Genomic DNA, 24,860 nt, shown 5'->3' with positions numbered 1-24,860 from the left:
CTCCGATGCCTGTGTCGTCGCAGTCGTAGCCCTTGAGGTCTCCCCCGTTTCGCGTCCCACGATCATCCGCCCTCCCAGTCCGCCGGCCCATCGGGCCTGTCCAGATTGGAAGTTACGGATCCATGGTCGTCGTCCGCGTCACGCCTGGGAGCTCACCTGCGGCCTAGCTCCCAGGTATTACGGGTACCTCCGGGAAGAGTCACCACCGGGGTGGGCCCCCGGCACCGCCGGCACCCCGGCACCCCCCGGCACCGCCGGAACCCCCGGCACCCCCCGGCACCGCCGGAACCCCAGGGGGCCGGCACCCCCCGGCACCCCCGGGTCGACCACCCCCGCTCCGGGTCGTCACCACGCCAACTGCGCGATCTCCTCCGCCACCACCGCACACGCGTCCGCCGCCGGGTCGATCAACGGGAAGTGGCCGACGTCCTCCAGGAGTGTCAGGCCCACCACTTCCCCCGCCTTCGCCGCCGCGTCCGCGTAGGACTCGGCGACCGCCTGCGGGACGACCACGTCGGCACGGCCCTGGACAAGGGTCGTCGCGATGCCCGTCGGAAGCAGGAGGGCGGGGTCGGCGTAGGGCTGGCGCTCGGCGAACGCGTCCTGCCCGCCGAGGAGTTGGCGTACCGCCCCTCCGCACACGTCCAGCTTCTCCGCCACCGCGAAGTCCGCGATCGGAGCGAGGGCGACGACCCCTCGCAGCGACACCGGGCGGTCCGTGCGCCAGGGGGCGTCGGCCGGCAGCAGGTGGCGGGCCGCGGCCCACAGGGCGAGATGACCGCCCGCCGAGTGGCCGGCGACCAGCATGCGGCGCGGGTCGGCCTGCGGGAGGATCTCACGGACGAGCGCGGGCAGCGCGTCCAGCGCGGCGGCGACATCGTCGAAGGTGTCCGGCCAGCGCCCCGCGATCGGGGCGGCCGCCCCGGACCCCACCTCGACCCCAGCCCCGACCCCGCCTCCAGCCCCGGCCTCGGACCCGGCCCTCACCCGAGCCCCGTCGTCCACCCGAGCCCCGTCGTCCACCACCCGAGCCCCGTCGTGCACCGGAGCCCCGTCCTCGACCCCAGCCCCTCCCTCCACCCCGGCGCCCTCATCCCCCCGCCGGTACTCCACGCTCGCCACCGCGAACCCCCGACGGGTCAGGAAGTGCGCGAACGGGGAGATGTGACGGCGGTCGTACGGGGCACGCCACGCGCCGCCGTGCAGGACGACGACCAGCGGGGCCTGAACCCCGGGCACGACCTCGTGGTGCGGGGCATAGAAGTCGATCACCTGGTCGGGATGATCGCCGTACGCCGAGGTGGCATCGGGGTCGACCGCCTGGTGCGAGAAGGCCGACTCCTCTTCGGCGGCGGCACGGGCAGCTGCGGCATCGCGCGCTGCGGCGTCGTCCGGCATGCTCCAACCTCTCAACGACGATGGGGGTACCTCCCAGGCTTTCGGCACTGGGGAGGATTTGGCGGACCGGGAGGCAATCCCGTTGGGAGACTCGGCCGTTGGCGGGGACGCTATCAGGCTCATGACGTGCGCGGACACGGGGATGTCACGCTCGGTGAGGGTTAAACGGTTCTGCTGTTTCGTTACGCTGACACCGGGGCCCGCGTACCCGTCCACCGTGGCCCCCGCACCTGGATCAAGGAGGCCGATATGTCCGCCGAGCCCGGCACCGTGCGCCCCGGCGGGCGTACCGCGCGAGTCCGTACGGCCGTACTGCGGGCCGCGGGGGACGTGTTGGCCGAGCAGGGCTTCGACCGGCTCGACCTCGCGGACGTGGCCCGGCGCGCGGAGGTCGGCAAGACGACCGTGTACCGGCGGTGGGGCTCGGTGACCGGCCTGGTCGCCGACCTGCTCGCCGACATGGCCGAGCAGTCGCTGCCCCGTACCCGCACGGGTTCCGTACGGGGTGACCTGCGCGCGAACGCCTCGCTGGTCCGGCGGACCCTCGCCGACCCCCGGCAGGGCGCGCTGTTCCGCGCGGTCATCGCCGCCGCGGCGTGCGACGAGCGTACGGCCCAGGCGCTGCGGCGCTTCTACGAGGTACGGGTGGCGGAGTGGGCGCCATGCGTGGCGGAGGGCGTCGCCCGGGGCGAGCTGCCGGCCGGCACGGACGCGGCGACCGTCGTGCGGGCGGTCTCGGCTCCCCTCTACTACGGCTTCCTCACCACCGGCGTCGCCCCCGGCCCCGCCGACGCCGAGCGCGCGGCGGACGCGGCCGTCGCGGCGGCGGAAGCCGGTGTGTACGCCACCGCGATCTGACCGCACCGACACCGGGACGACAGGGCAGGGCCCTGCAGGGGCGGCACGGCGAACCGCGACCCGCCCTCTTGCAGGGCGCTACCCGCTACCCACCCGAATCCCGCCTCAGCCCTCGCCTCCCGCACCGCCCCGCAGCGTCTCCCCCAACACCCCCGCCGCCCGCTCCACGTCCGCGAACCCGACGTACAGCGGCGTGAAGCCGAAGCGGAGGACGTCCGGGCGTCGGAAGTCCCCGACGACCCCTCGTCCGATCAGCCGCTCCATGACCTCACCGGCGTCGGAGCACCTCAGGGCCACCTGGCTGCCCCGCTCCTCGTGGGCCACCGGTGTCAGCGGTTCCACCCGGCCCGGCGGGACGTACTCGGCGACGCACTCCAGGAAGAAGTCCGTCAGGGCGAGGGACTTGGCCCGGACGGTGTCGATCGGGACGCCGTCCCAGACCTCCAGGGCCGCCTCCAGGGCGAGCATGGAGAGGATGTCGGGCGTGCCGACGCGGCCGCGCCGGGCGCCGGGGGCCGGTTCGTAGTCGGCGCACATGCCGAAGGGTTCGGCGTGGGAGTTCCAGCCGGGCAGCGGGGAGTCGAAGCGGTCCTGCAGCTCGTGGCGGACGTAGAGGTACGCCGGTGAGCCCGGGCCGCCGTTCAGGTACTTGTAGGTGCAGCCGACGGCCAGGTCGACGCCGTGCTCGTCGAGGCCGACCGGCAGGGCGCCCGCGCTGTGGCACAGGTCCCAGACCGCGATCGCGCCCGCCGCGTGCACGGCGGCGGTCAGACCGGGCAGGTCGTGCAGCCGTCCGGTGCGGTAGTCGACGTGGTTCAGCAGGACGGCGGCGGTACGGTCGCCCAGCACGCCCGGTACCTGGGCCGGCGTCACCGGGCGCAGGGTGCACCCGGTCATCCGGGCCGCCGACTCCGCCATGTACCCGTCCGTCGGGAAGGTCGTCGCGTCGACGACGATCTCGTCGCGGGCCGAGTCGCCGAGCCGGGCCAGCCGCACCGCTCCCACCAGTGCCTTGAAGACGTTGACACTGGTCGAGTCGCCGACCACGATCTGCCCGGCCGCCGCCCCCACCAGCGGGGCGATCCGGTCGCCGATCCGCTCGGGCGCGGTCCACCAGCCGCTCTCGTCCCAGGAGCGGATGCGCAGCTCGCCCCACTGCCGTCGTACGACGTCGTCGACGCGCCCGGGGACGGCCGTCGGCAGCGCGCCGAGCGAGTTCCCGTCGAGGTAGACGACGTCGTCGAGCACGAACCGTGAGCGCACCCCGGCCAGTTCGTCGCCGGCGTCCAACTCCCGTGCCTTGAAGGCGAGTTCCGTGATGTCAGACATGAGATCGCGCCGTCCACAGCTCGGGGAACACGTTCTTCTGCGCGCGCTTCTCCAGCCAGGCGACGCCGGCCGAGCCGCCGGTGCCGGTCTTGGAGCCCATCGCGCGCCGGGTGGCGACGAGGTGGTCGTTGCGCCAGCGCCAGACCAGCTCGGCCACGTCGGTCAGCGCCTCGCCGAGGCGGGCGAGTTCGTCGCTCTCCTCACCTGAGTAGAGGGCGGTCCACGCCGCCTCCACCTCCGGCGACGGCTCGTAGCGGCGGGACACGTCACGGTCGAGGACGGAGGCCGGGATCGCGTGTCCGCGCCGCGCGAGCAGCCGCAGCACCTCGTCGTACAGGCTCGGCTCGTGCAGCGCCTTCTCCAGCTCCCCGTGGACGCGGGGTGCGCCCCGGTGCGGGACCAGCATGGACGCGGACTTGTCGCCGAGCAGGAACTCCATCCGGCGGTACATCGCCGACTGGAAGCCGGAGCCCTCACCGAGGGCACTGCGGTACGAGTTGAACTGAGCCGGCGTGAGCTGGCCGAGCGGCTTCCAGGAGGCGTTCAGCGCCTCCAGTTCCCGTACGGAACGCTTCAGCGCCGCCACGGCCGTGGGCACGTCGTCGGAGCGCAGGGCGTGTGCCGCGGTCTCCCACTCGTGGACGATGACGGTGAACCACAGCTCCATCACCTGGGTCGTGACCAGGAAGACCATCTCTCCGGGATCGTCGGAGAGGGTGTGCTGGAGGTGGGTGAGCACGTCCGCCTTGACGTAGTCCTCGTACGGCGTCGTGCCTGCGAAGTCGAGATGCGGAGTCTCGGGCTCCGGGGATTCGTGAGCCTCGTGGGACATCGCTGTCTCCTGTTGTGTACTCCGGGTAGCGGTCCGCCCCTGCCGTTACCGACACGGGGGCCCCGGTCCCCGCCGGGCATCCTCTTCGATGGTCCTCCGAAATGGCAAGGCCCGCCTGATCACATCAGACGGGCCCGGCGGAAGTACGACGTCTAGCCCAGGGTCTGGGCCGCCGTCGGCGAGGAGTCCTTCAGGAACTGTGAGCAGCGCTCGTACTCCTCCTGCTCGCCGATCGCCTGCGCGGCGCGGGCGAGGCCGTGCAGGGCGCGCAGGAAGCCGCGGTTCGGCTCGTGCTCCCAGGGGACCGGGCCGTGGCCCTTCCAGCCGTTGCGGCGCAGCGAGTCCAGGCCGCGGTGGTAGCCCGTACGGGCATAGGCATACGACTCCACGACGCTGCCCCGCTCGAAGGCCTCGTCGGCCAGCTGGGCCCAGGCCAGCGAGGAGGTCGGGTACTTCGCGGCGACGTCCGCCGGCGCGGTGCCGTTCGCGAGCAGCTCCCGCGGCTCCGGGTCGTCGGGGAGGTGGGTCGGGGGCGGTCCCCCGAGAAGGTTTTCGTGAATGGACATGGGCCAAGTCTCCTCCATCCGACGCGCGACGGAGCGCCCCATGACGGCGCGACGCGCGACGGAGCGACCTCCGACGGAGCGACGCGCCGCAGAGCGACACACGACAGCGCGCGATCGTGCAGCTACGCCAGCCGTTTCCGCGCCAGCACGGCACGGCACGGCACCGCACGACAGCCTCGTGCCGCTACGCCAGCCGCTTCCGCGCCCGCTGCCCCTCCAGCGGCGGCGCCGTCACGGACCCGTGCGTGATGCACTCCGGCTTGCGGCAGTCCGGCGGAAGGTTCCGCACGGTCGTGAAGGCCACCGCCGCCCCCACCACCAGCACGCCCGCACACACCGTCATCGCCCGTCCGAACGCGGCGTCGAAGGCCACCGGCGACCGGTAGGCCTCCTCGCCCATCCCGGCGATCAGCGGCAGCGCCGCCACGGCGATCAGGCCCGCCACCCGGGCCGCCGCGTTGTTGATCCCGCTGGCCAGCCCGGCCCGCGCGGTGTCCACGGACCCGAGGACGGTCGCCGTCAGCGGCGCGACCAGGGTCACCATCCCCAGGCCGAGGACCAGCAGCGCCGGCAGCACGTCCGCGACGTACGACGCCCCCGGCCCGACCCGCAGCATCAGCAGCATCCCGGCGGCGCACAGCAGCGGTCCGACGGTGAGCGGGACACGCGGCCCGATGCGGGCGGCCAGGGCGCCCGAGCGGGCGGAGAACAGCAGCATCAGGGCGGTCGTGGGCAGCAGTGCCGTACCGGCGCCGAGGGCCGAGTAGCCGACGACCACCTGGAGCTGGAGCGCGGCGAGGAAGAAGAAGCCGCCGAAGGCCGCGTACACGCACAGGGTGACCAGGTTGACCGCGGTGAACTGGCGGGACGCGAAGATGTCCGTCGGCATCATCGGATCGGCCCTGCGCCGCTCGACGAGGACGAAGAACACGGCGGTGCCCACCCCGGCGAGGGCCGTGAGCACGACGAGCAGGGAGCCTTCCCGCGCCTCGATCAGCGCGTATGTCACGAGAGCGAGGGCCAGCGCGCCGAGCACCGCCCCCAGCACGTCGAAGCGGGTGTGCGTACGACCGTCCCCGGACTCGGGAACGTGCCGTATGGCGATCGGCGCGCACAGCAACGCGAGCGGCACGTTGAGCAGGAACACCCACCGCCAGCCGGGCCCGTCCACCAGCCAGCCGCCCACGAACGGCCCGACCGCCGCCCCGACCCCGCCGAACCCGGACCACAGACCGACGGCCCTGCCCCGGTCGTCGGGATGGAAGGAGGCCTGGATGAGGGCGAGGGAACCCGGCGTGAGCAGCGCGCCCCCGACCCCCTGCAGCGCCCTGGCGGCGATGAGGAAACCGGCGTTCGGGGCGAGCCCGCACAGCAGGGAGGCGGCGGCGAACCAGAGCACGCCGATCACGAAGATCTTCCGGCGGCCGAACCGGTCCCCGAGGGACCCGCCGAGCAGGATCAGCCCGGCCAGCGTCAGCATGTACGCGTTGACCGTCCACTGCAGGGCGGCGAGGTCCGCGTCGAGGTCGCGGCCGATGCGGGGCAGGGCGACGTTGACGACGGTCGAGTCCAGCAGCGCCATGCTGGAGCCGAGGACGGTGGTGAACAGGATCCACTTGCCTTGCGGCGAGGCCAGCCGGACATCGGGCATGCCCCAGGTATACAGCGAGCCCGGTGCTGTGGCACCGGGCTCGCCGCAATCGCTTGAGCGCTGCCGCTACTTGATCTTCGTGCCGCTGGAGCGCAGGTTCCCGCAGGCCTCGACGACGCGCGCGGCCATGCCGGCCTCGGCCAGCTTGCCCCAGGTGCGCGGGTCGTAGGTCTTCTTGGAGCCGACCTCGCCGTCGACCTTCAGGACGCCGTCGTAGTTGCGGAAGACGTGGTCGACGACCGGGCGTGTGAACGCGTACTGCGTGTCGGTGTCGATGTTCATCTTGACGACGCCGTTCTCCAGCGCGGTCGCGATCTCCTCCGCGGAGGAGCCGGAGCCGCCGTGGAAGACGAAGTCGAACGGCTGGGAGCCGGCCGGCTTGCCGTACTTGGCGGCGATGCCCTCGTTGAGGTCCTTCAGCAGGTCGGGACGGAGAACCACGTTGCCCGGCTTGTACACGCCGTGGACGTTGCCGAAGGACGCGGCCAGCAGGTAGCGGCCCTTCTCGCCGAGGCCGAGAGCCTCGACCGTACGCACCGCGTCGTCGACCGTCGTGTACAGGGAGTCGTTGATCTCGTGCGAGACGCCGTCCTCCTCGCCACCGGTCGGGGTGATCTCCACCTCGAGGATGATCTTGGCGGCGCGGGCGCGCTCCAGGAGCTCCTGGGCGATGGAGAGGTTGTCGGCCAGGGTCTCCGCCGAGCCGTCCCACATGTGGGACTGGAACAGCGGGTTCTCGCCGCGCGCGACGCGCTCCTCGGAGACGGCCAGCAGCGGACGTACGTACCCGTCCAGCTTGTCCTTCGGGCAGTGGTCCGTGTGCAGGGCGACCGTGATGTCGTACTTCTTGGCGACGATGTGCGCGAACTCGGCCAGGGCGACCGCGCCGGTCACCATGTCCTTGCTGTGCTGCCCGCCCAGGAACTCGGCGCCACCGGTCGAGATCTGGATGATGCCGTCGCTCTCCGCCTCCGCGAAGCCGCGCAGGGCCGCGTGCAGGGTCTGGGAGGAGGTCACGTTGATGGCCGGGTAGGCGAACCTGCCTGCCTTCGCCCGGTCGAGCATCTCGTTGTAGACCTCGGGGGTTGCGATGGGCATCTGTCCGCTCCTTGGTATGTGCGGGTTGGCGTTCTGCGTACTACGGCCCTGACCTAGACCTTGGGGGTGACGTCATCGTCGGCCCCATCTTTCCAGACTTGGCCGGATGGTCCCTCCCCCGTGTCCAGCCTGTGGATAACCGACCGGACTATGGCCGGCCAACGGCCGGACTATGGCCGGACTATGGCCGGACTATGGCCGGACTATGGCCGGACAACCGCCGGATCAGTCCAGACCGAGCTCGTCCTTCGAGTACGCGAACCGGTACGGGACACCCGCGCCCTGCTCGATCTTCTCGGCCGCACCGGTCGCCCGGTCGACGATCGTCGCGACGGCGACGACCTCCGCGCCGGCCTCGCGCACGGCCTCCACGGCGGCCAGCGGAGAGCCGCCGGTGGTGGACGTGTCCTCGACGACCAGCACCCGACGGCCCGCGATCTCCGGACCCTCCACGCGCCGCTGCAACCCGTGCGCCTTCGCTGCCTTCCGTACGACGAAGGCGTCCAGCTTCCTGCCGCGGGCGGCCGCCGCGTGCAGCATCGACGCGGCCACCGGGTCGGCGCCCATGGTCAGCCCGCCCACCGCGTCGAAGTCGAGGTCTTCGGTCAGGTCCAGCAGCACCTGACCCACGAGCGGGGCGGCCTCGCCGTCGAGGGTGATGCGCCGCAGGTCGACGTAGTAGTCGGCCTCCAGACCCGACGACAGGGTCACCTTGCCGTGCACCACGGCCTTGTCCTTGATCTGCTGCAGCAGCGTTCCGCGTACGTCCGTCATGCCAGCCAGCTTAGAGGCGGCGCCACGCCCAGCTGGTCGAGGCCTCCAGCGGCTCCAGCGGCGTGACCAGGCGCGGCAGCGTGTTCAGCCCGTTGGGCGGCCCGGTCTGCGGCTCCACGCACACGGCCGCCTCCTGCTCGTCGTAGACGACGACCCACTGCTCGGGGCTGGTGACCTTCAGCTCCAGCTGCCCCGGCCAGGTGAGCGTGACGTCCACGCCGCCGGGCATGCCGAAGCAGTCGTCCCAGGGGCCGGGCTTCGGGTCGAGGCGGTTGCCGGTGGGCAGGTGGTCCTCGCCGCGCTCCTCCTGCCAGGCGGCCTCGAAGCCGAGCCGCACGTCCTCCTGCCCCAGGTTCCGGTTGAACCACGGGTGCCAGCCGATCTGGGCCGGGAAGGAGGACTCGTACGTCTCCACGGACATGGTCAGCGTCAGGGCGTCCTCGGTGAGGGCGACGACCTGGGTGACACGGCCCGGGTAGGGCCAGGGGTCGACGAGGTCGTACGTGATGACCGCCTCGTCGGCGGTGGTGCGGGCGGTGCGCCAGGCGCCGTCGCGCACGGTGCCGTGGATGGCGTGCGGCGGGGAGTTGAGCGGCATCTGGCGGACGGTCGCGCCGTCCCGGAACCGGCCGTCCCTGATCCGGCCGCACCAGGGAACCATCGGGAAGCAGCCGAAACGGTCGCCCTGGCGCAGGAGTTCGACCCCGCCGACGCGGAGTCCTCCCACCCGGCCGCCGTTGCCCGGCTGCACGGTCACTTCCGCGTCACCCGCGGTCAGCGTGATGTCTTCGTTACTCACGTGACGACCCTACTGGGCTGATCAAGAGGGCAGTCGGGCCGGACCGGGAGTCCCGGAGGACTCTGGACACCGAGGGCGGTAGGAACGCCGCCTCACTGACGTCTGCGCAACGCCCTGCTCACCACGATCGCCGAGGCCAGCGCCAACGCCGCGACCGGCGCCGCCCAGCGCAGCGTCTGGTGGGGGGCGAAGCTCTGCGGGGCGGGGACAGGGGCGTACCGGCCGCGCGGCGGGGCGTGGTCCACCTCCTCCGCGCTGCGCCCGATCATCGTCCGCCGCGCGTGCGCCGCCTCGGCTGGCGGCTGGACGGGCTCCGTGAAGTCCTCGGAGGCGCCGGACAGGGCGGGCGGGGGGACCTCGGTCTCGAAGTCGGAGGGGGGCTCGGACGGCTCGGACGGCTCGGACGGCTCGGACGAAGCTTCGGAAGCCGCCGGGACGTCCGGCGCTTCCGCGGCGTCAGGGGCGTCCGGCGCTTCGGCGTCCGGTGCCTCCTGCGCACCCGGCGCGCCCGGCGCACCCGGCGCGTCAACGGCATCCGTGGCGTCCACCGTCGTCAGCTCCTCCGCCGTCGGCTCCTCCGCCGCGGCCCCCAGGTTCTCCGCGAACCGGCCGAGCAGCCGGGCGGCCGCCGAGGCCACCGCGTCCGGCGGGAGTTCCGTGACGCGGCCGTCCGCCGACGCCGTGCCGTCGAAGGTCACCGTGGAGCCGCCGTCCGTGTCCCGGAGGCGGAGGGTGAGTGCGAGCTTGACCGCGCCGGCGCCGCGGGCCTCGACGGCGTCGCCCTCGACGGCGTACGAACCGTCCGGCCGCGCGGAGACGCGTGCGGAGCCGCGGTAGGTGACGGAGTGACTGCCGACGCGCACCTTCAGCCGCCCCGCGACGGGCTCGGCACCGGCGTCCTGCTGGAGCCCGGGGACCGCCCGGGCGACCCGCGCGGGGTCGGCCAGCGCCTCCCTGAGCCGATCGACCGGAACCGGAACGAACACCTCATGCTCCATAGCAGCCGAGACTACCCAGTGAGCGCCGTCGTGCACCCCCGTTGGTCGAAAGTGACCGCGCGTCGAGGAAGCCCCTCTTCAGAGCCGCGCCAGGACCGCGCCACGACCGCGCCACCGCCCCCATGACGACCGCCCGACCAGCCCATCACCACGCGCCACCACCGCGTCCGTACCTGCTCAGTACCGCCTCAGTACCGCGGATGCACCAGCGTCGAAACCGGCAGCCCCGAGATCCGCGTCCCCGCCGCCGCCCTGCCGTCCGCCCTCAGCGACGCCTGCGTCATCGTCCGGGGGCGCGGCCCGTCCGGGTCCAGCCGCAGGCCCGGCCGCTCCCCCGGTGCCGCGAGCACGAACCCCCAGTCGTGCGGGGCTCTCGACGCGCCTGCCGAGCGGTCGGGTCCCGCGGCGAAGCCGGAGTCGCGGCCGCCCACGCGGTAGGGGCTCGTGCGGAGGCCGGCCGCGCGCACGGTCGTCTCCACCGTCCAGAAGACGTGCGGGCGCGAGGCGACCGGGCCGGCGTGGACGACGAGGCGGCCGTCGTCCTTCAGGGCCCGCTGGGCCAGACCGTAGAACTCCTGCGCGTACAGCTTGGTGCTCGCGGTGATGCCCGGGTCGGGCAGATCCGCGATCACCACGTCGTACGTCGTCGGCGGCGCCCCACGCAGCCAGTGGAAGGCGTCCGCGGTCGCCACGTGGACGCGCCGGTCGCCGTAGACATGACCGTTGAGCTTCGCGAGGGCGGGGTCGCGGCGGGCGAGCCGGACGACCGCCTCGTCGAGTTCGACGACGTCGACCCGGCGGACGCCGTCGTGACGCAGTACCTCGCGCGCGGCGAGTCCGTCGCCGCCGCCGAGGATGAGCACGCGCGCGTGCGGGCCGCTCATCGCGGGGTGGACCAGGGCCTCGTGGTAGCGGTGCTCGTCGCGGCCGCTGACCCGCAGGCGGCCGTCGAGGAAGAGGGCGAGAGGGCTGCCGTCGGTGCCGCCGGTCAGGACGATCTCCTGGACGTCGCTCTGCAGCGCGACCCGCACGTCCGAGCCGTACACGGCGTGCCGCGCGGCCCGTTCGAAGTCGTCGACGAGTACGGCGGCTGTGGCGAGGACGGCGAACACGGCGAGGTTGCCGAGCAGCAGGAGCCAGCGGGCGCGGCGGCTCAGGTCGCGGCGGAACAGGCCGAGGACGAGCGCCCCGCCGGCGATGAGGTTGACCGTGCCGGTGAGCAGTGCGCCGGTCAGCTGGCCGAAGAGAGGGAGCAGGAGGAAGGGGAACGCCAGTCCGCCGACGAGTGCGCCGACATAGTCCGCCGCGAACAGGTCGGCCACCGCCCCGCCCGCGTCCTGGCGCCGGATGCGCTGGATCAGCTCCATCAGCAACGGCACCTCGGCGCCGATCAGCAGGCCGATGGCCAGGGAGAAGGCGACCAGGAGGCAGCGGGGGCCGCTCGCCCACAGGCCGCCCCAGTCGCCGGTCCAGGCGAAGACGGCGTACAGGGCCATCGCGCTGCATCCGCCGACGAGGGCGAGGGCCGCCTCCAGCGCTCCGAAGGCGGCCGCCGCCCGCCAGCACAGCCGTTTGGCGGCGAGGGAGCCGAGGCCCATCGCGAAGACCATGACGGACAGGACGACGGAGGCCTGGGTGACCGAGTCGCCGATCAGATAGGTGGCCAGGGCGACGAGTTCGAGCTCGTACACGAGTCCGCAGGATGCGCAGACGAAGACGCAGGCGAGGACCAGGAACCGGCCCGTGCCGGGGCGGACGGGCAGCCGCGCGGGGCCCGCCCAGGGTGGCGTGGTGCCGGGTGGGGCGGGCGCGTGCGGTTCGATCACGTTGCGACGTTACGTCACGGCAACGGCACGCTTCGTCACCCACACGTGTGGAACTCTTGGTCAGTTGAGCATCCGGGGGTTTGGATCCTGCCGGGATCCTGCCGAGATCCCGCCGGGACCCTGTCGGCCTCCTGCCGGGCTCCTCGGACGCCGGACAAGGCGAGATGCACCGGCCGCGGCCCGGAGCGGGCCGTCGGCGCTCTCATCCCCACCCGCGTCCTGGTCGCCACCAACTGCCCGTCCTGCGGGTACGCGTGCCAGGTCCGCCAGTGCACGTGCCCCTCGTGGCGCTGGGCCAGCAGCGCCGTGAAGGCGTGCGGGTTGCCGGGGAAGACGCCCGCGAGACCGTGCGGATGGTCGGCGACCAGGGCCAGCAACTCCTGCGCGCGGCCCGCGAAGGAGCCGGGCGAGAGGACCTCGACCCGGGCCGCGAACTCGTACTCCCAGTCGCCCACCCGCTTGGCCACGCCCAGCGGGAGCGGTGTGCTGCTGCCCGAGATGCACGCCACCGTCTCCGAACAACTGCCCCGCGCCTCCTCCAGGAGCACCTGATGCGATGCGCCGAGGAGTCTCAACTGAAGCTTTGCGCCCGTCAGTTCGAGGTCGAGGGTGGCCAGTGCGGGGAGGGGCTCGCGCCCCAGGGCCCAGGCGAGGTCGGCCGCGCGCGTGTCGGTGTAGGAGGTCTTCAGGGTCGTGAGCATGGGTCGGCTCCGCTAGCACGCAAAAAAAGGGAGGTGTGGGTCCGGCGCACCCCGGTCGGCACCGGGGATTCGGCCCGGTCGGCCCAGTCGGAGTGTCGGGTCGGGTGTCCGCGGGATGTCCGAGGGGCCGGTTTGGTGATTTAGAGGGAATCATGAACTGTGGCGCCGCCACAGGGTTTTTACCCAACTTCGTGGGGTTTCCATCCCTCCGAGGGCTCCACAGCTCAACTGTTCAACCACGGCGTGTGCCGGGGCGGTCTGGGCGTGCGCCGGGGCGCTGTGGTATCGGCCGGGAGCCGGACACGGCAACGGGGGCGTGGAGTCCGATCCAGATACGGACTCCACGCCCCCGCGCCCCCCCGATGCGGATGCGGTTCCCCCTTCCGGGAGCTCAGCTGCCCCGTGTCAGCTGCCTCCCCCGCATCCACCACCACCGCCGCCCCCGCAGGACGACCCGCCACNGCCCCCCCCCCCCCCCCCCCCCCCCCCCCCCCCCCCGCGCCCCCCCGATGCGGATGCGGTTCCCCCTTCCGGGAGCTCAGCTGCCCCGTGTCAGCTGCCTCCCCCGCATCCACCACCACCGCCGCCCCCGCAGGACGACCCGCCACCGCAGGACGACGACGATCCGCCACCGCAGGACGACGACCCACTGCCGCAGGAGTGGCCGGAGTGCCCGCCGGACGAGCCGCCGTCATGCCTCGGGCCGCTGTCGGACGATCCCGAACCGCCGTCACCGGTGGCGACGCCGCCGGCGACCCACCAGCTCGCGTCGCTGCCGCTGCCGCTGTTGTGGCTGCCGCCGCTCGACGACCGGTAACCCCCACCGCGGCCCACCGGACGTGCCGCGCCACGTCGGCGACGGCTGCCGACGGCGATGAAAACCCCTACAACAACGAAGCAGACGATCGCCAGGATGATGCCGATGACCATGGCGCCACCCTCCTTCCGATTCCCCCGAAGCGGCCCCCCGTGGGCGCCTCGCTTGGTGCGTGCCGTGGAGATGCCCCTCCGCCACTCCCGCCAAAGCAGAGTTGAGGAACTCCAGAGCTTGGGCGCAGGATGACCGGCATGACCTCCAGCGCACGCCCCCTCCTCAACCGCCGGCTCGCCGAGTTCGGGACGACCATCTTCGCCGAGATGTCCGCCCTGGCCTTGAAGACCGGGTCGATCAACCTGGGCCAGGGCTTCCCCGACACGGACGGGCCCGAGGAGGTCAGGGAGGCGGCCGTACGGGCGCTGCGCGACGGCCGCGGCAACCAGTACCCGCCGGGCCCAGGCGTCCCGGAGCTGCGTACGGCGATCGCCGCGCACCAGGAACGCCGGTACGGCCTGTCGTACGACCCCGACACGGAGGTGCTGGTCACGGCCGGCGCCACCGAGGCCATCGCCGCCGCACTGCTCGCACTGGTCGAGCCCGGTGACGAGGTCGTCGCCCTGGAGCCGTACTACGACTCGTACGCGGCCTGCATCGCGATGGCGGGCGGCACGCGCGTGCCGGTGACGCTGCGCCCGCACGTCACCGAGGAGGGCGCCACCTTCCGCCTCGACCTCGACGAGTTGCGCGCCGCCGTCACCGACCGCACCCGGCTGCTGCTGGTCAACACCCCGCACAACCCGACCGGCACGGTCCTCACCCGTGAAGAGCTCACCGCGATCGCCGAGCTGGCCGTCGAGCGCGATCTGCTCGTGGTGACGGACGAGGTGTACGAGCACCTGGTCTTCGACGAGGCCGAGCACGTGCCGCTGGCGACCTTCCCGGGGATGCGCGAGCGGACGGTGTCGATCGGCTCGGCCGGCAAGACGTTCTCGTTCACCGGCTGGAAGGTGGGCTGGGTGACGGCCGCCCCCGGGCTGGTCAGCGCAGTGCGCTCGGCGAAGCAGTACCTGACGTACGTCGCGTCGGGGCCCTTCCAGCACGCCGTCGCCGAGGCGCTCGCGCTGCCCGACAGCTACTTCACCGCCTTCCGCGACGACATGCTCGCCAAGCGGGACCTGCTGGCGAGCGGCCTCACGGAGGCGGGCTTCGAGGTCTTCCGGCCCGCGGGCACCTACTTCATCACCACCGACATCCGCCCCCTCGGCGAGAAGGACGGCTTCGCCTTCTGCCGCGCGCTGCCCGAACGGGCGGGCGTCGTAGCCATCCCGAACGCCGTCTTCTACGACCACCGGGAGGCGGGCGCGCCCTTCGTACGGTTCGCGTTCTGCAAGAAGACGGGGGTGCTGGAGGAGGCGGCGGCCCGGCTCAAGGCACTGGCGGGCTGAGACGGACCGCACGGAAAGAGGGCGCCCGCCCACAGGCTGTGGACGGGCGCCCCACTCTTGGCCGTGGAGGGCAGAAGCCACGTGACTTGTGCGGCTCGGCACCCGTCGCCGGTCACTCGGCCTTGGGCAGTCCCCACCATGTTTCCAAGTCGCTCAGGTAGTCGTTCGTGGCTCCCAGGGACATCGGCGACGACTCGTACTGCACTGGAAGGTTGACCTCGTACAGCTTGTAGGCGGCTTCGGTCTCCCGTGCCACCGCGCACGCTTCCGCCAGGGTCCGAACCGCGCGCTCCCGGTCACCGGCTTCCACCGCCTCCACGAGGCCGGGCCACAGCGTGTCGTCGATGTGGTCGACGAGCTTGCCTGACCAGCGGCCCGGGTATGGCTGCTTCGACCGCGACAACGTCCAGAGAGCGCTGCACCGCCGGAATGGCGTGGAGATCTGCGATCTGCTGAGCCCGGATGACGTCCTGGTCATGGTGAAGCGGGCCAAGGGCTCAGACGCGCTGAGTCACCTCTTCAACCAGGCGCTCGTCGCCGTACAGACACTGCGGAACTCCCCGGAGGGGAGGAAGCGGTTCGCCGAGAAGGTGGCCGAGGCCCGCAAGGGGCACGGTCTGCCGGACGGCTTCCGGCCGTGGAAGGTCGTCTTCGCGATCCCGCTGAAGGACGGCGCCGACCTCACCGCCGACGCCACGCCCTGTTCCCGTTCTCGCGGGTCACCCTGGTACAGACGGCCAGGACGCTCGAAGCGTGGGGTGTTCAGGTTGAGGTCACGGCATCGCCTGCACTCCGTCGGCCGTCGCCTCGACTGGGATCCGGCGGTTGGCGGCGTAGCCGCCGCGCACCGCTGCGTCGTATGGATTTACGTGAAGACCGGTGCGGGTCGTGCGACCCTCCTGGTTCTCGTCGACCTCGGTATGACGGGCCGCGCCCTCCGGCTCAGTTACCCCGCGAACGGCGAGAGCCCGGCCCTGGCACGCGACCGTGGGGGTCGGCGCCCTGGTCGGGCTCTCTGTCGCCGCTACGGCGTTACAGGCCGTTACGGGCTGTTACGGGCCCGGGAGGACCTACTCGTCCTCTTCGGGCTTCTCCGCGTCGTTGACCTCCTGCTCGAGGCCGAGCTGCTCGACGAGCCACTTGTCGAACTCGATGGCGGCCCGCACCCAGCTGACCGTCGAGGACACGAAGTGCTCCAGGCTGACGCCGGTGCCGATCAGCATCTGCGCCTCGCCGATCAGACGGACGGTGCCGTCGTCATGCGTGTGCGTGTAAACCTTGGGCCACAGGGTGCGCCGGTTCCAGTCGTCGATGGACTCCAGCAGCAGAGGCTTCTCGTCGATCTTGTGGGGGCGGTCGTAGAACGTCCGTACCGAGAAGACCTGCTGGTCTCCCTCACCACGGAACATGAAGTACGTGCGGAACTGCTCCCACGGCGCCGCGAGGTCACCCTCGTCGTCGACGACATACTTCAGCTCCATCTGGTCGAGGAGCTGCTTCACGAGGTCCTGATCCGGGACGACGGGGCCCGCCGGACCTGACGGCTGCGGCTCGGGCTGGCCCCCGAAGTTCGGAATCGAGGACGGGTCGATGGTCACCGTGATTTTCCCTTCGTACGGATCCTGCCATCCTCCCCCATGCGGGGAGGGGGGTGGCAAGCCCAGGCGAGTGTGTCAGCCCTGGGCTGACATGATCCGGTCAGCAGAATCGAAGCAGGAGGCAGAAAGCAGGAAGCAGGAAGCAGGTACCGACAGGTACCCGACGGAGGGGAACTCATGACGCGGAGCGGCGACGTACCCGTGACGCAGCCGAGGACGCCCGGCAGGACCCGCTGGGGCGTGTTCGCGGCGATCGTGGCGTTACCGGCCCTGCTGGTGGCGGGAGCGCTCGTGCTGCTCGCCCTGTGGCTGTTTACGGACGACACCGGGCGGACGGTGGTCAAGAAGGCACCCTGCGCCGAGGCGCTGGCCTTCGGCGGGGCGAAGCTGCCCTCCGGCGCGGACGACGCCGCCTGCGAGGTGCAGTCCGGCATCGACACCCGCTACGACGCCCGCTTCCGTATGCCCCGCGACCAGGTGCGGGACTGGCTGGCGGCCACGTACCGAGGCGGGCCCGAGCCGCGGACGTCGCAGTGCGGCGAGGCCACGGCCGACCTCTGCCTGAACCTGGGCCCCGGGGAGTTTGGCGACCACGGCGCCGTACAGGTCGACATCACTCACGACGGGCCCAACTGGTCCCGGGTGCGGTTCGTGGCGTTCACGCTGTGACCGTGACCGTGACCCGGGCGGGGGCCGGGAAGACCGGCATCCCCGCCCGTGTCGTGGTCCGCTCAGAGTGTCTTGTCAGAGCGTCTTGCCGGTCGACGGCCCCACGATCAGGCCGTCCCCGAACACGTCCACCCGGACCGTGTCGCCGTCCTTGATCTCGCCGGAGAGGATCTCCTTGGCGAGCCGGTCGCCGATGGCGGTCTGGACGAGGCGGCGCAGCGGGCGGGCGCCGTAGGCCGGGTCCATGCCCTCGGTCGCGAGCCAGACCAGGGCGTCGTCGCTGACCTCCAGGGTGAGGCGGCGTTCGGCCAGCCGCTGGGCCAGGCGGTCGATCTGGAGGCGGGCGATCCGGCTCAGCTCGTCCTTCGACAGGGCCGAGAAGACGACCAGGTCGTCGAGCCGGTTCAGGAACTCCGGCTTGAAGGAGGTCCGGACCACCTCCAGCACCTGCTCCTTCTTCTCCGCCTCGCTCGTGATCGGGTCGACGAGGAAGTGGCTGCCCAGGTTCGAGGTGAGGACCAGGATCGCGTTGCGGAAGTCCACCGTCCGGCCCTGGCCGTCCGTCAGGCGGCCGTCGTCCAGCACCTGGAGGAGGATGTCGAAGACCTCCGGGTGGGCCTTCTCGACCTCGTCGAGCAGGACGACGCTGTACGGCCGCCGCCGCACCGCCTCGGTGAGCTGGCCGCCCTCCTCGTAGCCGATGTAGCCGGGAGGCGCGCCGACGAGCCGCGCGACGGTGTGCTTCTCGCCGTACTCGCTCATGTCGATGCGGACCATGGCCCGCTCGTCGTCGAAGAGGAAGTCGGCGAGGGCCTTGGCGAGTTCGGTCTTGCCGACGCCGGTGGGGCCGAGGAAGAGGAAGGAGCCCGTGGGACGGTCGGGGTCCGCGATGCCGGCGCGGGTGCGCCGTACCGCGTCCGACACGGCCTGCACGGCCTCCGTCTGGCCGATGAGGCGGCGGCCCAGCTCCTCCTCCATGCGCAGGAGTTTCTGGGTCTCGCCCTCCATCAGGCGCCCGGCGGGGATGCCGGTCCAGGCGGCGACGGTGTCGGCGATGTCGTCGGCGCCGACCTCCTCCTTGACCATGGTGTCCTTGGATGCCTCCTCCTCGGCCTGCGAGGCGGCCGCCAGGTCCCGTTCCAGGGTGGGGATCTCGCCGTACAGCAGCTTGGAGGCGGTGTCGAAGTCGCCGTCGCGCTGGGCGCGTTCGGCCTGTCCGCGCAGTTCGTCGAGCTTTTCCTTCAGCTCACCGACGCGGTTGAGGGACTGCTTCTCCTTCTCCCAGCGGGCGGTCAGGCCACGCAGCTCCTCCTCCTTGTCGGCGAGATCGCGGCGCAGCCGCTCCAGGCGCTCGCGCGAGGCCGGGTCGGTCTCCTTGACCAGCGCGAGCTCCTCCATCTTCAGCCGGTCGACACCGCGCTGGAGTTCGTCGATCTCCAGGGGCGAGGAGTCGATCTCCATGCGGAGGCGGGAGGCCGCCTCGTCGACCAGGTCGATGGCCTTGTCGGGGAGGAAGCGGGAGGTGATGTACCGGTCGGAGAGGGTCGCGGCAGCGACCAGCGCGCTGTCCGCGATCACCACCTTGTGGTGGGCTTCGTAGCGGCCCTTGAGGCCGCGCAGGATCGCGATGGTGTCCTCGACGCTCGGCTCGGCGACCAGCACCTGCTGGAAGCGGCGTTCCAGCGCCGGGTCCTTCTCGATCCGCTCGCGGTACTCGTCCAGGGTCGTGGCGCCGACCATGCGCAGCTCACCACGCGCGAGCATGGGCTTGAGCATGTTGCCGGCGTCCATGGAGGAGTCCCCGCCGGCTCCGGCGCCCACAACGGTGTGCAGCTCGTCGATGAAGGTGATGATCTGCCCGTCGGAGTCCTTGATCTCCGCGAGGACGGTCTTCAGCCGCTCCTCGAACTCACCGCGGTACTTCGCACCGGCGACCATGGCGCTGATGTCGAGCGCGACGAGCCGCTTGTTCTTGAGGGACTCGGGCACGTCGCCCTTGATGATCCGCTGGGCGAGCCCTTCGACCACGGCCGTCTTGCCGACACCGGGCTCGCCGATCAGCACGGGATTGTTCTTGGTCCGCCGGGACAGCACCTGCACCACCCGGCGGATCTCCTGGTCCCGCCCGATGACCGGGTCGAGCTTGCCCTCCCGCGCGGCGGCGGTGAAGTCGGTCCCGAACTTCTCCAGGGCCTTGTACTGGCCCTCCGGATCGGCGGTGGTCACGCGGCGTCCTCCCCTTGCCTTCTGGAAGGCCTCCGACAGCTTCTTCGCCGTGGCCCCCTGCCCGGAGAGTACGTCCCCGGCCGGGCCGCCCTTGGCGGCGATGCCGATCAGCAGGTGCTCGGTGGAGAGGTACTCGTCCCCGAACTCCTTGGCCCGCTCCTGGGCGTCCGCGATCACGGCGAGCAGCTCGCGGTTGGGCTGCGGGGGCGCGACGGTGGACCCGGTCACGCTGGGCAGCGCGCCGATCGCCTTCTCGGCGCCGACCCGCACGGCGGCCTGGTCGGCGTCGACGGCGGCCAGCAGATCGACAATGTTCTCGTTGTCCTGCCCCTGGAGCAACGCCAGGAGCAGGTGGGCCGGGGTGAGGTCCGGGTGCCCCTCGGTCACGGCCCGGTTGCCGGCCGCGTTGATGGCGTCCCGGCTCCGGTTGGTCAGCTCGGCGTCCACGTTCGCTGTCTCCTCCTCCTGGGCGTTCCTGCGTCAGCCGTCCCGTCACACTGACTCAATCAACGTACACAAACTTGAGTCTATTCCACTCAAGGTGACCACGGGGCGACTCCGGGCGGCTAGGTTCGGGGCCATGGCCGCACATCCTCAGGACCCGGGTGCCCCGGACGCGTCGTACCTCAGCTTCTGGCGCGAACGGCACCTGTGCACCCTGACGACACCCCGCCCCGACGGCAGCCCGCACGTGGTACCGGTCGGAGTGACATACGACCCCGAGAGCCGACTTGCCCGGGTGATCTCGGACCGGGGCAGCACGAAGGTGCGCAACATCCTGGCGGCGGGCCCGGCGGGCGCCCCGGTCGCGGTCTGCCAGGTCGCCGGCCGCCGCTGGGCCACCCTGGAGGGCCGGGCGTTCGTCCGCACGGAGGCGGAACAGGTCACGGAGGCGGAACGCCGCTACGAGGAGCGCTACGGGCACCCACCGCGCCCGAACCCGACGCGGGTGGCGATCGAGATCCGGCTGACGCGGGCGATGGGACGGGGCTGAGGCCGGGGCCGGGGCGTGGGCTTGGGCCGGGGCTGAGGCCGGAGCCGGGGCTGAGGACGAGGCCGGAGCTGAGGACGGGACCGAGGACGAGCTGAGGCCGGGGCCGGGACGGCGCGAGGCCGAAAAGGGGCGGGCGGCGGGCCCGGGAAGCCCGCCAGGACCCGCACAGAGCCGCCTGAACCCGCACCGCACGTAAGAGCGACCATTTTCGGCCACACACGGATTCGCCCGATACCCGGAAAAGTCCGCAAACTGCAGCGGCGTCACCGTGTTCAGGTCACGGTGACGCCGCTGCGGGGGGAAGTACCTGCGCGATCTGTTACGACGGGGGAATCGCGTCAGGCACTGCGGGGGGTGGCTGAGATGGTTCGTTGGGGCGGAGCGTCCTGCTCCACCAGTCGATGGTCCCGCTGGTCCAGNCCCGCCCCGGCCCCCCCCGCTGCGGGGGGAAGTACCTGCGCGATCTGTTACGACGGGGGAATCGCGTCAGGCACTGCGGGGGGTGGCTGAGATGGTTCGTTGGGGCGGAGCGTCCTGCTCCACCAGTCGATGGTCCCGCTGGTCCAGGTTCACAAAGATCATTCCGTACCGGATGGCACACCGCACGGGCTGCGGCGCACCCCGGGGGCGCCGCAGGCACCGATAGGCCCGTACGTCCTCGTCCTCGTCCCGCGTCACGACGACCGGCTCACCGAAGACGGTCACCATCAACGAGTCACCGGCGTGGGGGATCGCGGTGACCAGGTCGATGAAGTGCCATCCCGAGCGGTAGGCGGTAGCCATTTCGCGGCGGAAGGAGCGGTCGTCGGGTGGAGTGGTCATGCGTCCGCGCCCGCCGGGGTCGACCAGCCGACGTCATCACTGGCGCCTGCGGTGATCACCCAACCGACGTCGCCACTGCCACCGGCGACGGTCGACCAGCCGACGTCCTTCATCGCGGCCGTGCTCGCCTCTCCAGTGGGACTCGCCCAGCCGACGTCGAGAGGACCGGCCGCACCGCTGGCCAGCGCAACAACGAAGGCAGTGGCAAGCACCGAGCGAAGCATTCTCTTTTTCATAGTCGGCTTCGTCCTCACTTGATGGCTTCCTCTCCCCCGTGAAACAAGACGATGGCTCATTCAGGCACGTCAATGCCACAGAAGAGATGCATCATGTTCCTGCACGTTCAGGACCCTGGGGGGTGGAGATTTGCCGTCGAAGAGCACAAAAGGGACACATCCACATGGCATAGCCGACCTATGTGCGGAAGGTGCGCGAATTTATGCCACCGCCCTCGGCACAGGACGCGTCTCTCGCCGTGAGGTCGAACCTGCCCCGTGTCTGCTCGAGTTCGCTCTGCTCCACCCCGATCCGGACGACGCACAGTGGCTCCGCCCGGTTCCGCCGTCCGTCGTGCTGGCCCAGCAACTCCAGCCCCTGGAACGCGAGATCCAGGACCGCCGCCGGCTCACCCTCGACCTCGCCGGAACCTTCCAGCCGTTCCTGGAGATCAGTGCCCAGAAACCCGCGACCACGCACGCCATCACCGTGCTGGAAGGCATCGACCGCATCCACTCGGCGCTCGACGTGGCGATCGCCGAGGCCCGCACCGAAGTCCTGACGGTCCAGCCCGGCGGCAGCCGGCCGGAGCACATCCTCAGCCAGGCGCTGAAGCGCAGCAAGCCGCTGATCGAGCGCGGCATCTCCATGCGCACCCTGTACCAGCACACGGTCCGGCACAGCCAGAGCACCTACGCGTACATGGACAAGATGGCCGGCGCCAAGGTGGAGATCCGCACGCTCGAGGAACTCATCGAGCGGCTCATCATCTGCGACAGCACGGTCGCCTTCATCCCGGCACAGGACGACCGGACGGTCGCCCTGGAACTGCGCCACCCCGGTCTCGTGCAGTACCTCACCAAGGTCTTCGAGCAGCTCTGGCAGCGAGCGACCCCCCTCATGGACGAGGTCCGGTACGAATCAACACCCGAGGGCATCAGCGGCGTCCAGCGAACCATCGCCAAGCTCCTCATCGACGGCCACGTGGACGAGGCGATCGCAAGGCGCCTCGGCATGAACGTCCGCACCTGCCGCGCCCACATCGCCAAACTCGCGGCGGCCCTGGGCAGTGGGAGCCGGGCCCAACTCGGCTTTCTCATCGCGCAGTCGGGGATCCTGGACCAGGATCACACGGGCGTGAGGGAAGACGGTCATCCGTGAGCGCGGTCCGCAACCCTATGACGACGGAGGAAGTGAGCGCGCCGCACCCACAACACGACGTGGCAGACCTGTGCGTGGCGGCGAAGGAGTTGTACGAGACCGCCCTGCGCGAAGGACACGTGAGCGCCGCAGACGCGGAAGCGGCGCCCTGTCTGGTCGACTTCGGGCTCCTGCACCCCGCCGTGGCAGACCTGAACCGGCTGGAACCCGTCGCTCCGGCCGTCGCTCTGCACCGGATGCTGCGCACCTCCGCGGACCGCATCGCCGACGAACGACAGCGCGAGCAACGGCTGTCCGAGACCTTCGAGCGGCTCATGCGGATCGACGGGCGGCGCACGGCGACGGCGGACCTGCCGGGCATCAGCGTCCTCAGCGGGCTCGACCGCATCAACGAGGCCATCACCACGGCCATGGCGGACGCCTCCCGGGAACTGCTCGCCATCCAGCCCTACGACGGTCGCAATCCCGCCGACCGTCTGGCCCAGAGCCTGGCCCGCGATCAGGCGCTGCTCGACCGCGGCGGCCGCATCCGCACCCTCTACCAGCACACGCAGCGGCATTCGCCCGCCGTGATCGCCCGCTACGAGCGGCTGAACGGTGATGCCGAGGCACGCACCCTCGACCAGGTCACCGAGCGCCTCGTCGTGATCGACCACGCCGTCGCCTTCGTCCCGGCCAGCAAGGACCGCGCGCTCGCCCTGGAGGTCCGCCATCCTGCGCTCGTCGACTTCTTCGCCACCACCTTCGACCGCCTCTGGCACCTGGCCACGCCGATGTACCCCCAGGCGGTCCAGCAGCCCACCCTGAACGGCATCACCCCCCGCCAGCGCGCCATAGCCGCTCTCCTCGTGGAGGGCCACACCGACGCCGTCATCGCCGACCGCCTCGGCCTGAACGTTCGCACCGCCCGCGAGCACATCGCCAAACTCGCCTCCACCCTCGGCAGCGAGAGCAGGGCGCAGCTCGGTTATCTCATCGGACGGTCCGGGATCCTTGATCAGGAAGGCTGAGCGACCCCGGACCCGGCCCCACGTCGGCGGGACGGGCGCCGCCGTCCAGGCCCACCTGGGCGATGCGCACGCCGAGTTGGGTGCGGCTGGCCGCGCCCAGCGTCTCCGACAGCCGCGCGATGTGCGCCCGGCAGGTCCGGACGCTTATCCCCAGCCGTTCCGCGATCACCGCGTCCTGGTGGCCCTCCGCGAGCAGCGCCGCGATGGACTGCTCCCGGTGTGAGATGCCCTCGATGCCGGTGTCGGGGAGGGGGGCGGTGAGCGGGATCGCCAGGCGCCAGAGGCGTTCGAAGACCGTGCCGAGGTACTCCACCAGCGCGGGGTGGCGTAGTTCGAGGGCCAGGGTGCGGTCCGCGTTCGCCGGGATGAAGGCCACCGTGCGGTCGAAGAGGATCAGGCGGTCGATGACCTCGTCGAGGGTGCGGGCCTGGACCGTGCCGCCCATCAGCTCCAGATAGTTGAGCAGGCCCTGCCCGTGCCGGGCCACGTGCGTGTACAGGTCGCGCATGCGAACGCCCCGGCCGCGCAGCGCCAGCGCCCGGTGCAGGCCCTCGGTCAGCTCGTGTTCCGGGCGGATGCCGCCGGGCTGGACGGTCAGGACCTCCGTCGTGCAGGCCTCCGTCGCCTCGTCCATCGCCGCCTGGATGCGGGAGAGACCGTCGAGGACGCGGATCGCGCCGCCCTCGGCGGATGCCGCCTGCGGTTGTGGGCCGAGGCCCGCGTACCACTCGAAGGCCGCCACGGCCGACCCCACCCGCCGCTGGCTGGCGCTGACCTCGTCGTACATGCCGCGCAGCAGCCGTGTCATGACCTCCTGGGGTGCCGTCGGCACCAGCCAGTCCATGTCGTCGGGATCCGGGTGCAGCAGGGCCAGCTCCAGCAGACAGGGCACCGGCCCGGCGTCCTCGCGCGGCACGCGGCCCCGCCGCACGGCCCGGGAGTACACGCGGTCCCCGGCGTCGCACAGTCGGTCGGCACCGTGTGGATGCTCCTCCGCCCCGTGCCCGGCCATCGCCCATCCCACCCCCGGTTCCGGCGTCTTTTGCAGCGCCACTATGCGCGGACCCGACCC

At 71.6% G+C, this 24,860-nt stretch carries 23 protein-coding genes and 2 pseudogenes; 7 read left to right on the top strand and 18 right to left on the bottom strand.

The annotated features are described in order from the left end of the window. Nucleotides 1-345: 345 nt before the first annotated feature. Entirely contained in the window at nucleotides 346-1,398 is a 1,053-nt protein-coding gene (locus ACWBNA_RS00860) for an alpha/beta hydrolase (RefSeq protein ID WP_482701221.1), read from the bottom strand. A 249-nt stretch (nucleotides 1,399-1,647) separates the two neighbouring features. Here ACWBNA_RS00860 and ACWBNA_RS00855 point away from each other — a divergent pair, with 249 nt between their 5' ends. Then, complete coding sequence (locus ACWBNA_RS00855; protein ID WP_482701219.1) at nucleotides 1,648-2,256, top strand: TetR/AcrR family transcriptional regulator; 609 nt, start codon at nucleotides 1,648-1,650, stop codon at nucleotides 2,254-2,256. Between the two features lie 105 nt (nucleotides 2,257-2,361). Here ACWBNA_RS00855 and kynU read toward each other — a convergent pair whose 3' ends face one another. The 11 genes and pseudogenes from kynU to ACWBNA_RS00800 all read right to left on the bottom strand — a co-directional run bounded on the left by kynU (nucleotide 2,362) and on the right by ACWBNA_RS00800 (nucleotide 13,760). After that, nucleotides 2,362-3,585, bottom strand: a complete 1,224-nt coding sequence (gene kynU / locus ACWBNA_RS00850; RefSeq protein WP_482701217.1) for a kynureninase — start codon at nucleotides 3,583-3,585, stop codon at nucleotides 2,362-2,364. Beyond that, nucleotides 3,578-4,417, bottom strand: coding sequence for a tryptophan 2,3-dioxygenase family protein (locus ACWBNA_RS00845; RefSeq protein WP_482701215.1), 840 nt, complete (start codon nucleotides 4,415-4,417; stop codon nucleotides 3,578-3,580). The genes kynU and ACWBNA_RS00845 overlap by 8 nt, the downstream gene beginning before the upstream one ends. A gap of 152 nt (nucleotides 4,418-4,569) precedes the next feature. Further along, entirely contained in the window at nucleotides 4,570-4,983 is a 414-nt protein-coding gene (locus ACWBNA_RS00840) for a DUF3151 domain-containing protein (protein WP_482701213.1), read from the bottom strand. A gap of 184 nt (nucleotides 4,984-5,167) precedes the next feature. Beyond that, nucleotides 5,168-6,634 (bottom strand): MFS transporter, encoded by a 1,467-nt coding sequence (locus ACWBNA_RS00835; RefSeq protein WP_482701211.1) that lies wholly within the window; start codon nucleotides 6,632-6,634, stop codon nucleotides 5,168-5,170. 66 nt (nucleotides 6,635-6,700) lie between these two features. Then, nucleotides 6,701-7,732 (bottom strand): class II fructose-bisphosphate aldolase, encoded by a 1,032-nt coding sequence (fbaA, locus tag ACWBNA_RS00830; protein WP_217242822.1) that lies wholly within the window; start codon nucleotides 7,730-7,732, stop codon nucleotides 6,701-6,703. A gap of 225 nt (nucleotides 7,733-7,957) precedes the next feature. Continuing rightward, nucleotides 7,958-8,506, bottom strand: coding sequence for an orotate phosphoribosyltransferase (pyrE, locus tag ACWBNA_RS00825; protein ID WP_482701208.1), 549 nt, complete (start codon nucleotides 8,504-8,506; stop codon nucleotides 7,958-7,960). A gap of 10 nt (nucleotides 8,507-8,516) precedes the next feature. Beyond that, the gene (locus ACWBNA_RS00820; protein WP_482701206.1) at nucleotides 8,517-9,305 is read right to left on the bottom strand and encodes an aldose epimerase family protein; all 789 of its coding nucleotides are present in this window, start codon (nucleotides 9,303-9,305) and stop codon (nucleotides 8,517-8,519) included. 92 nt (nucleotides 9,306-9,397) lie between these two features. Beyond that, nucleotides 9,398-10,303, bottom strand: a complete 906-nt coding sequence (locus ACWBNA_RS00815; protein ID WP_482701205.1) for an SRPBCC domain-containing protein — start codon at nucleotides 10,301-10,303, stop codon at nucleotides 9,398-9,400. Between the two features lie 188 nt (nucleotides 10,304-10,491). After that, nucleotides 10,492-12,129: a polyamine aminopropyltransferase gene (locus ACWBNA_RS00810; protein WP_482701203.1), complete on the bottom strand. Its 1,638-nt coding sequence runs from the start codon at nucleotides 12,127-12,129 to the stop codon at nucleotides 10,492-10,494. Between the two features lie 170 nt (nucleotides 12,130-12,299). Continuing rightward, nucleotides 12,300-12,830 (bottom strand): annotated as a pseudogene (locus ACWBNA_RS00805) (DUF2617 family protein); the annotation flags it as partial. 552 nt (nucleotides 12,831-13,382) lie between these two features. Further along, entirely contained in the window at nucleotides 13,383-13,760 is a 378-nt protein-coding gene (locus tag ACWBNA_RS00800; protein WP_482701201.1) for a hypothetical protein, read from the bottom strand. Between the two features lie 129 nt (nucleotides 13,761-13,889). On the opposite strand from ACWBNA_RS00800, the gene ACWBNA_RS00795 reads away from it, so the two are divergent. Continuing rightward, on the top strand, nucleotides 13,890-15,092 hold the full coding sequence (locus tag ACWBNA_RS00795; protein ID WP_482701199.1) for a pyridoxal phosphate-dependent aminotransferase: 1,203 nt from the start codon (nucleotides 13,890-13,892) through the stop codon (nucleotides 15,090-15,092). A gap of 112 nt (nucleotides 15,093-15,204) precedes the next feature. On the opposite strand, the gene ACWBNA_RS00790 is transcribed toward ACWBNA_RS00795, so the two are convergent. After that, nucleotides 15,205-15,495: a hypothetical protein gene (locus ACWBNA_RS00790; protein WP_482701197.1), complete on the bottom strand. Its 291-nt coding sequence runs from the start codon at nucleotides 15,493-15,495 to the stop codon at nucleotides 15,205-15,207. Here ACWBNA_RS00790 and ACWBNA_RS00785 point away from each other — a divergent pair. Further along, nucleotides 15,437-15,721 (top strand): annotated as a pseudogene (locus ACWBNA_RS00785) (TIGR04141 family sporadically distributed protein); the annotation flags it as partial. The gene ACWBNA_RS00790 and the pseudogene ACWBNA_RS00785 sit on opposite strands and share 59 nt — an antisense overlap. Nucleotides 15,722-16,162: 441 nt before the next feature. On the opposite strand, the gene ACWBNA_RS00780 reads toward ACWBNA_RS00785, so the two are convergent. Then, nucleotides 16,163-16,690, bottom strand: a complete 528-nt coding sequence (locus ACWBNA_RS00780; RefSeq protein ID WP_266436239.1) for a YbjN domain-containing protein — start codon at nucleotides 16,688-16,690, stop codon at nucleotides 16,163-16,165. A 177-nt stretch (nucleotides 16,691-16,867) separates the two neighbouring features. Between ACWBNA_RS00780 and ACWBNA_RS00775 the strand changes: the two genes are divergently transcribed. Continuing rightward, on the top strand, nucleotides 16,868-17,359 hold the full coding sequence (locus ACWBNA_RS00775) for a hypothetical protein (protein ID WP_482701195.1): 492 nt from the start codon (nucleotides 16,868-16,870) through the stop codon (nucleotides 17,357-17,359). A gap of 75 nt (nucleotides 17,360-17,434) precedes the next feature. On the opposite strand, the gene clpB is transcribed toward ACWBNA_RS00775, so the two are convergent. Beyond that, nucleotides 17,435-20,032, bottom strand: coding sequence for an ATP-dependent chaperone ClpB (gene clpB / locus ACWBNA_RS00770; protein ID WP_482701193.1), 2,598 nt, complete (start codon nucleotides 20,030-20,032; stop codon nucleotides 17,435-17,437). 133 nt (nucleotides 20,033-20,165) lie between these two features. Here clpB and ACWBNA_RS00765 point away from each other — a divergent pair, with 133 nt between their 5' ends. Then, a complete protein-coding gene (locus tag ACWBNA_RS00765) occupies nucleotides 20,166-20,579 on the top strand; it encodes a pyridoxamine 5'-phosphate oxidase family protein (protein WP_482701191.1) in 414 nt (137 codons plus the stop codon). 486 nt (nucleotides 20,580-21,065) lie between these two features. On the opposite strand, the gene ACWBNA_RS00760 is transcribed toward ACWBNA_RS00765, so the two are convergent. Both ACWBNA_RS00760 and ACWBNA_RS00755 read right to left on the bottom strand, forming a co-directional pair. Next, a complete protein-coding gene (locus ACWBNA_RS00760; protein WP_217242838.1) occupies nucleotides 21,066-21,401 on the bottom strand; it encodes a Rieske (2Fe-2S) protein in 336 nt (111 codons plus the stop codon). Continuing rightward, nucleotides 21,398-21,613 (bottom strand): 5'-nucleotidase, encoded by a 216-nt coding sequence (locus ACWBNA_RS00755; RefSeq protein WP_482701188.1) that lies wholly within the window; start codon nucleotides 21,611-21,613, stop codon nucleotides 21,398-21,400. Before ACWBNA_RS00755 ends, ACWBNA_RS00760 begins: the two co-directional genes overlap by 4 nt. Nucleotides 21,614-21,767: 154 nt before the next feature. On the opposite strand from ACWBNA_RS00755, the gene ACWBNA_RS00750 reads away from it, so the two are divergent. Then, complete coding sequence (locus ACWBNA_RS00750; RefSeq protein WP_482701187.1) at nucleotides 21,768-22,778, top strand: helix-turn-helix transcriptional regulator; 1,011 nt, start codon at nucleotides 21,768-21,770, stop codon at nucleotides 22,776-22,778. Nucleotides 22,779-22,795: 17 nt separating this feature from the next. Beyond that, complete coding sequence (locus ACWBNA_RS00745; protein WP_482701185.1) at nucleotides 22,796-23,788, top strand: helix-turn-helix transcriptional regulator; 993 nt, start codon at nucleotides 22,796-22,798, stop codon at nucleotides 23,786-23,788. Here ACWBNA_RS00745 and ACWBNA_RS00740 read toward each other — a convergent pair. After that, nucleotides 23,751-24,800 carry a helix-turn-helix transcriptional regulator gene (locus ACWBNA_RS00740; RefSeq protein ID WP_482701183.1) on the bottom strand — a complete coding sequence of 350 codons (1,050 nt, stop codon included), beginning with the start codon at nucleotides 24,798-24,800 and terminating at the stop codon, nucleotides 23,751-23,753. The two genes, ACWBNA_RS00745 and ACWBNA_RS00740, sit on opposite strands and share 38 nt — an antisense overlap. Nucleotides 24,801-24,860 lie beyond the last annotated feature (60 nt).

This window comes from Streptomyces sp. Q2 (assembly GCF_056820935.1).
The sequence above is the reverse complement of the archived record's forward strand: the minus strand, read 5'-3'. Positions and strand labels throughout refer to the sequence as shown.

Excerpts from the sequence above, each read along its gene's own strand:
- ACWBNA_RS00860 (WP_482701221.1), bottom strand. The coding sequence starts at position 1,398 with ATGCCGGACGACGCCGCAGCGCGCGATGCCGCAGCTGCCCGTGCCGCC.
- ACWBNA_RS00855 (WP_482701219.1), top strand. The coding sequence starts at position 1,648 with ATGTCCGCCGAGCCCGGCACCGTGCGCCCCGGCGGGCGTACCGCGCGA.
- kynU (WP_482701217.1), bottom strand. The coding sequence starts at position 3,585 with ATGTCTGACATCACGGAACTCGCCTTCAAGGCACGGGAGTTGGACGCC.
- ACWBNA_RS00845 (WP_482701215.1), bottom strand. The coding sequence starts at position 4,417 with ATGTCCCACGAGGCTCACGAATCCCCGGAGCCCGAGACTCCGCATCTC.
- ACWBNA_RS00840 (WP_482701213.1), bottom strand. The coding sequence starts at position 4,983 with ATGTCCATTCACGAAAACCTTCTCGGGGGACCGCCCCCGACCCACCTC.
- ACWBNA_RS00835 (WP_482701211.1), bottom strand. The coding sequence starts at position 6,634 with ATGCCCGATGTCCGGCTGGCCTCGCCGCAAGGCAAGTGGATCCTGTTC.
- fbaA (WP_217242822.1), bottom strand. The coding sequence starts at position 7,732 with ATGCCCATCGCAACCCCCGAGGTCTACAACGAGATGCTCGACCGGGCG.
- pyrE (WP_482701208.1), bottom strand. The coding sequence starts at position 8,506 with ATGACGGACGTACGCGGAACGCTGCTGCAGCAGATCAAGGACAAGGCC.
- ACWBNA_RS00815 (WP_482701205.1), bottom strand. The coding sequence starts at position 10,303 with ATGGAGCATGAGGTGTTCGTTCCGGTTCCGGTCGATCGGCTCAGGGAG.
- ACWBNA_RS00800 (WP_482701201.1), bottom strand. The coding sequence starts at position 13,760 with ATGGTCATCGGCATCATCCTGGCGATCGTCTGCTTCGTTGTTGTAGGG.
- ACWBNA_RS00795 (WP_482701199.1), top strand. The coding sequence starts at position 13,890 with ATGACCGGCATGACCTCCAGCGCACGCCCCCTCCTCAACCGCCGGCTC.
- ACWBNA_RS00775 (WP_482701195.1), top strand. The coding sequence starts at position 16,868 with ATGACGCGGAGCGGCGACGTACCCGTGACGCAGCCGAGGACGCCCGGC.
- ACWBNA_RS00765 (WP_482701191.1), top strand. The coding sequence starts at position 20,166 with ATGGCCGCACATCCTCAGGACCCGGGTGCCCCGGACGCGTCGTACCTC.
- ACWBNA_RS00760 (WP_217242838.1), bottom strand. The coding sequence starts at position 21,401 with ATGACCACTCCACCCGACGACCGCTCCTTCCGCCGCGAAATGGCTACC.
- ACWBNA_RS00745 (WP_482701185.1), top strand. The coding sequence starts at position 22,796 with ATGACGACGGAGGAAGTGAGCGCGCCGCACCCACAACACGACGTGGCA.
- ACWBNA_RS00740 (WP_482701183.1), bottom strand. The coding sequence starts at position 24,800 with ATGGCCGGGCACGGGGCGGAGGAGCATCCACACGGTGCCGACCGACTG.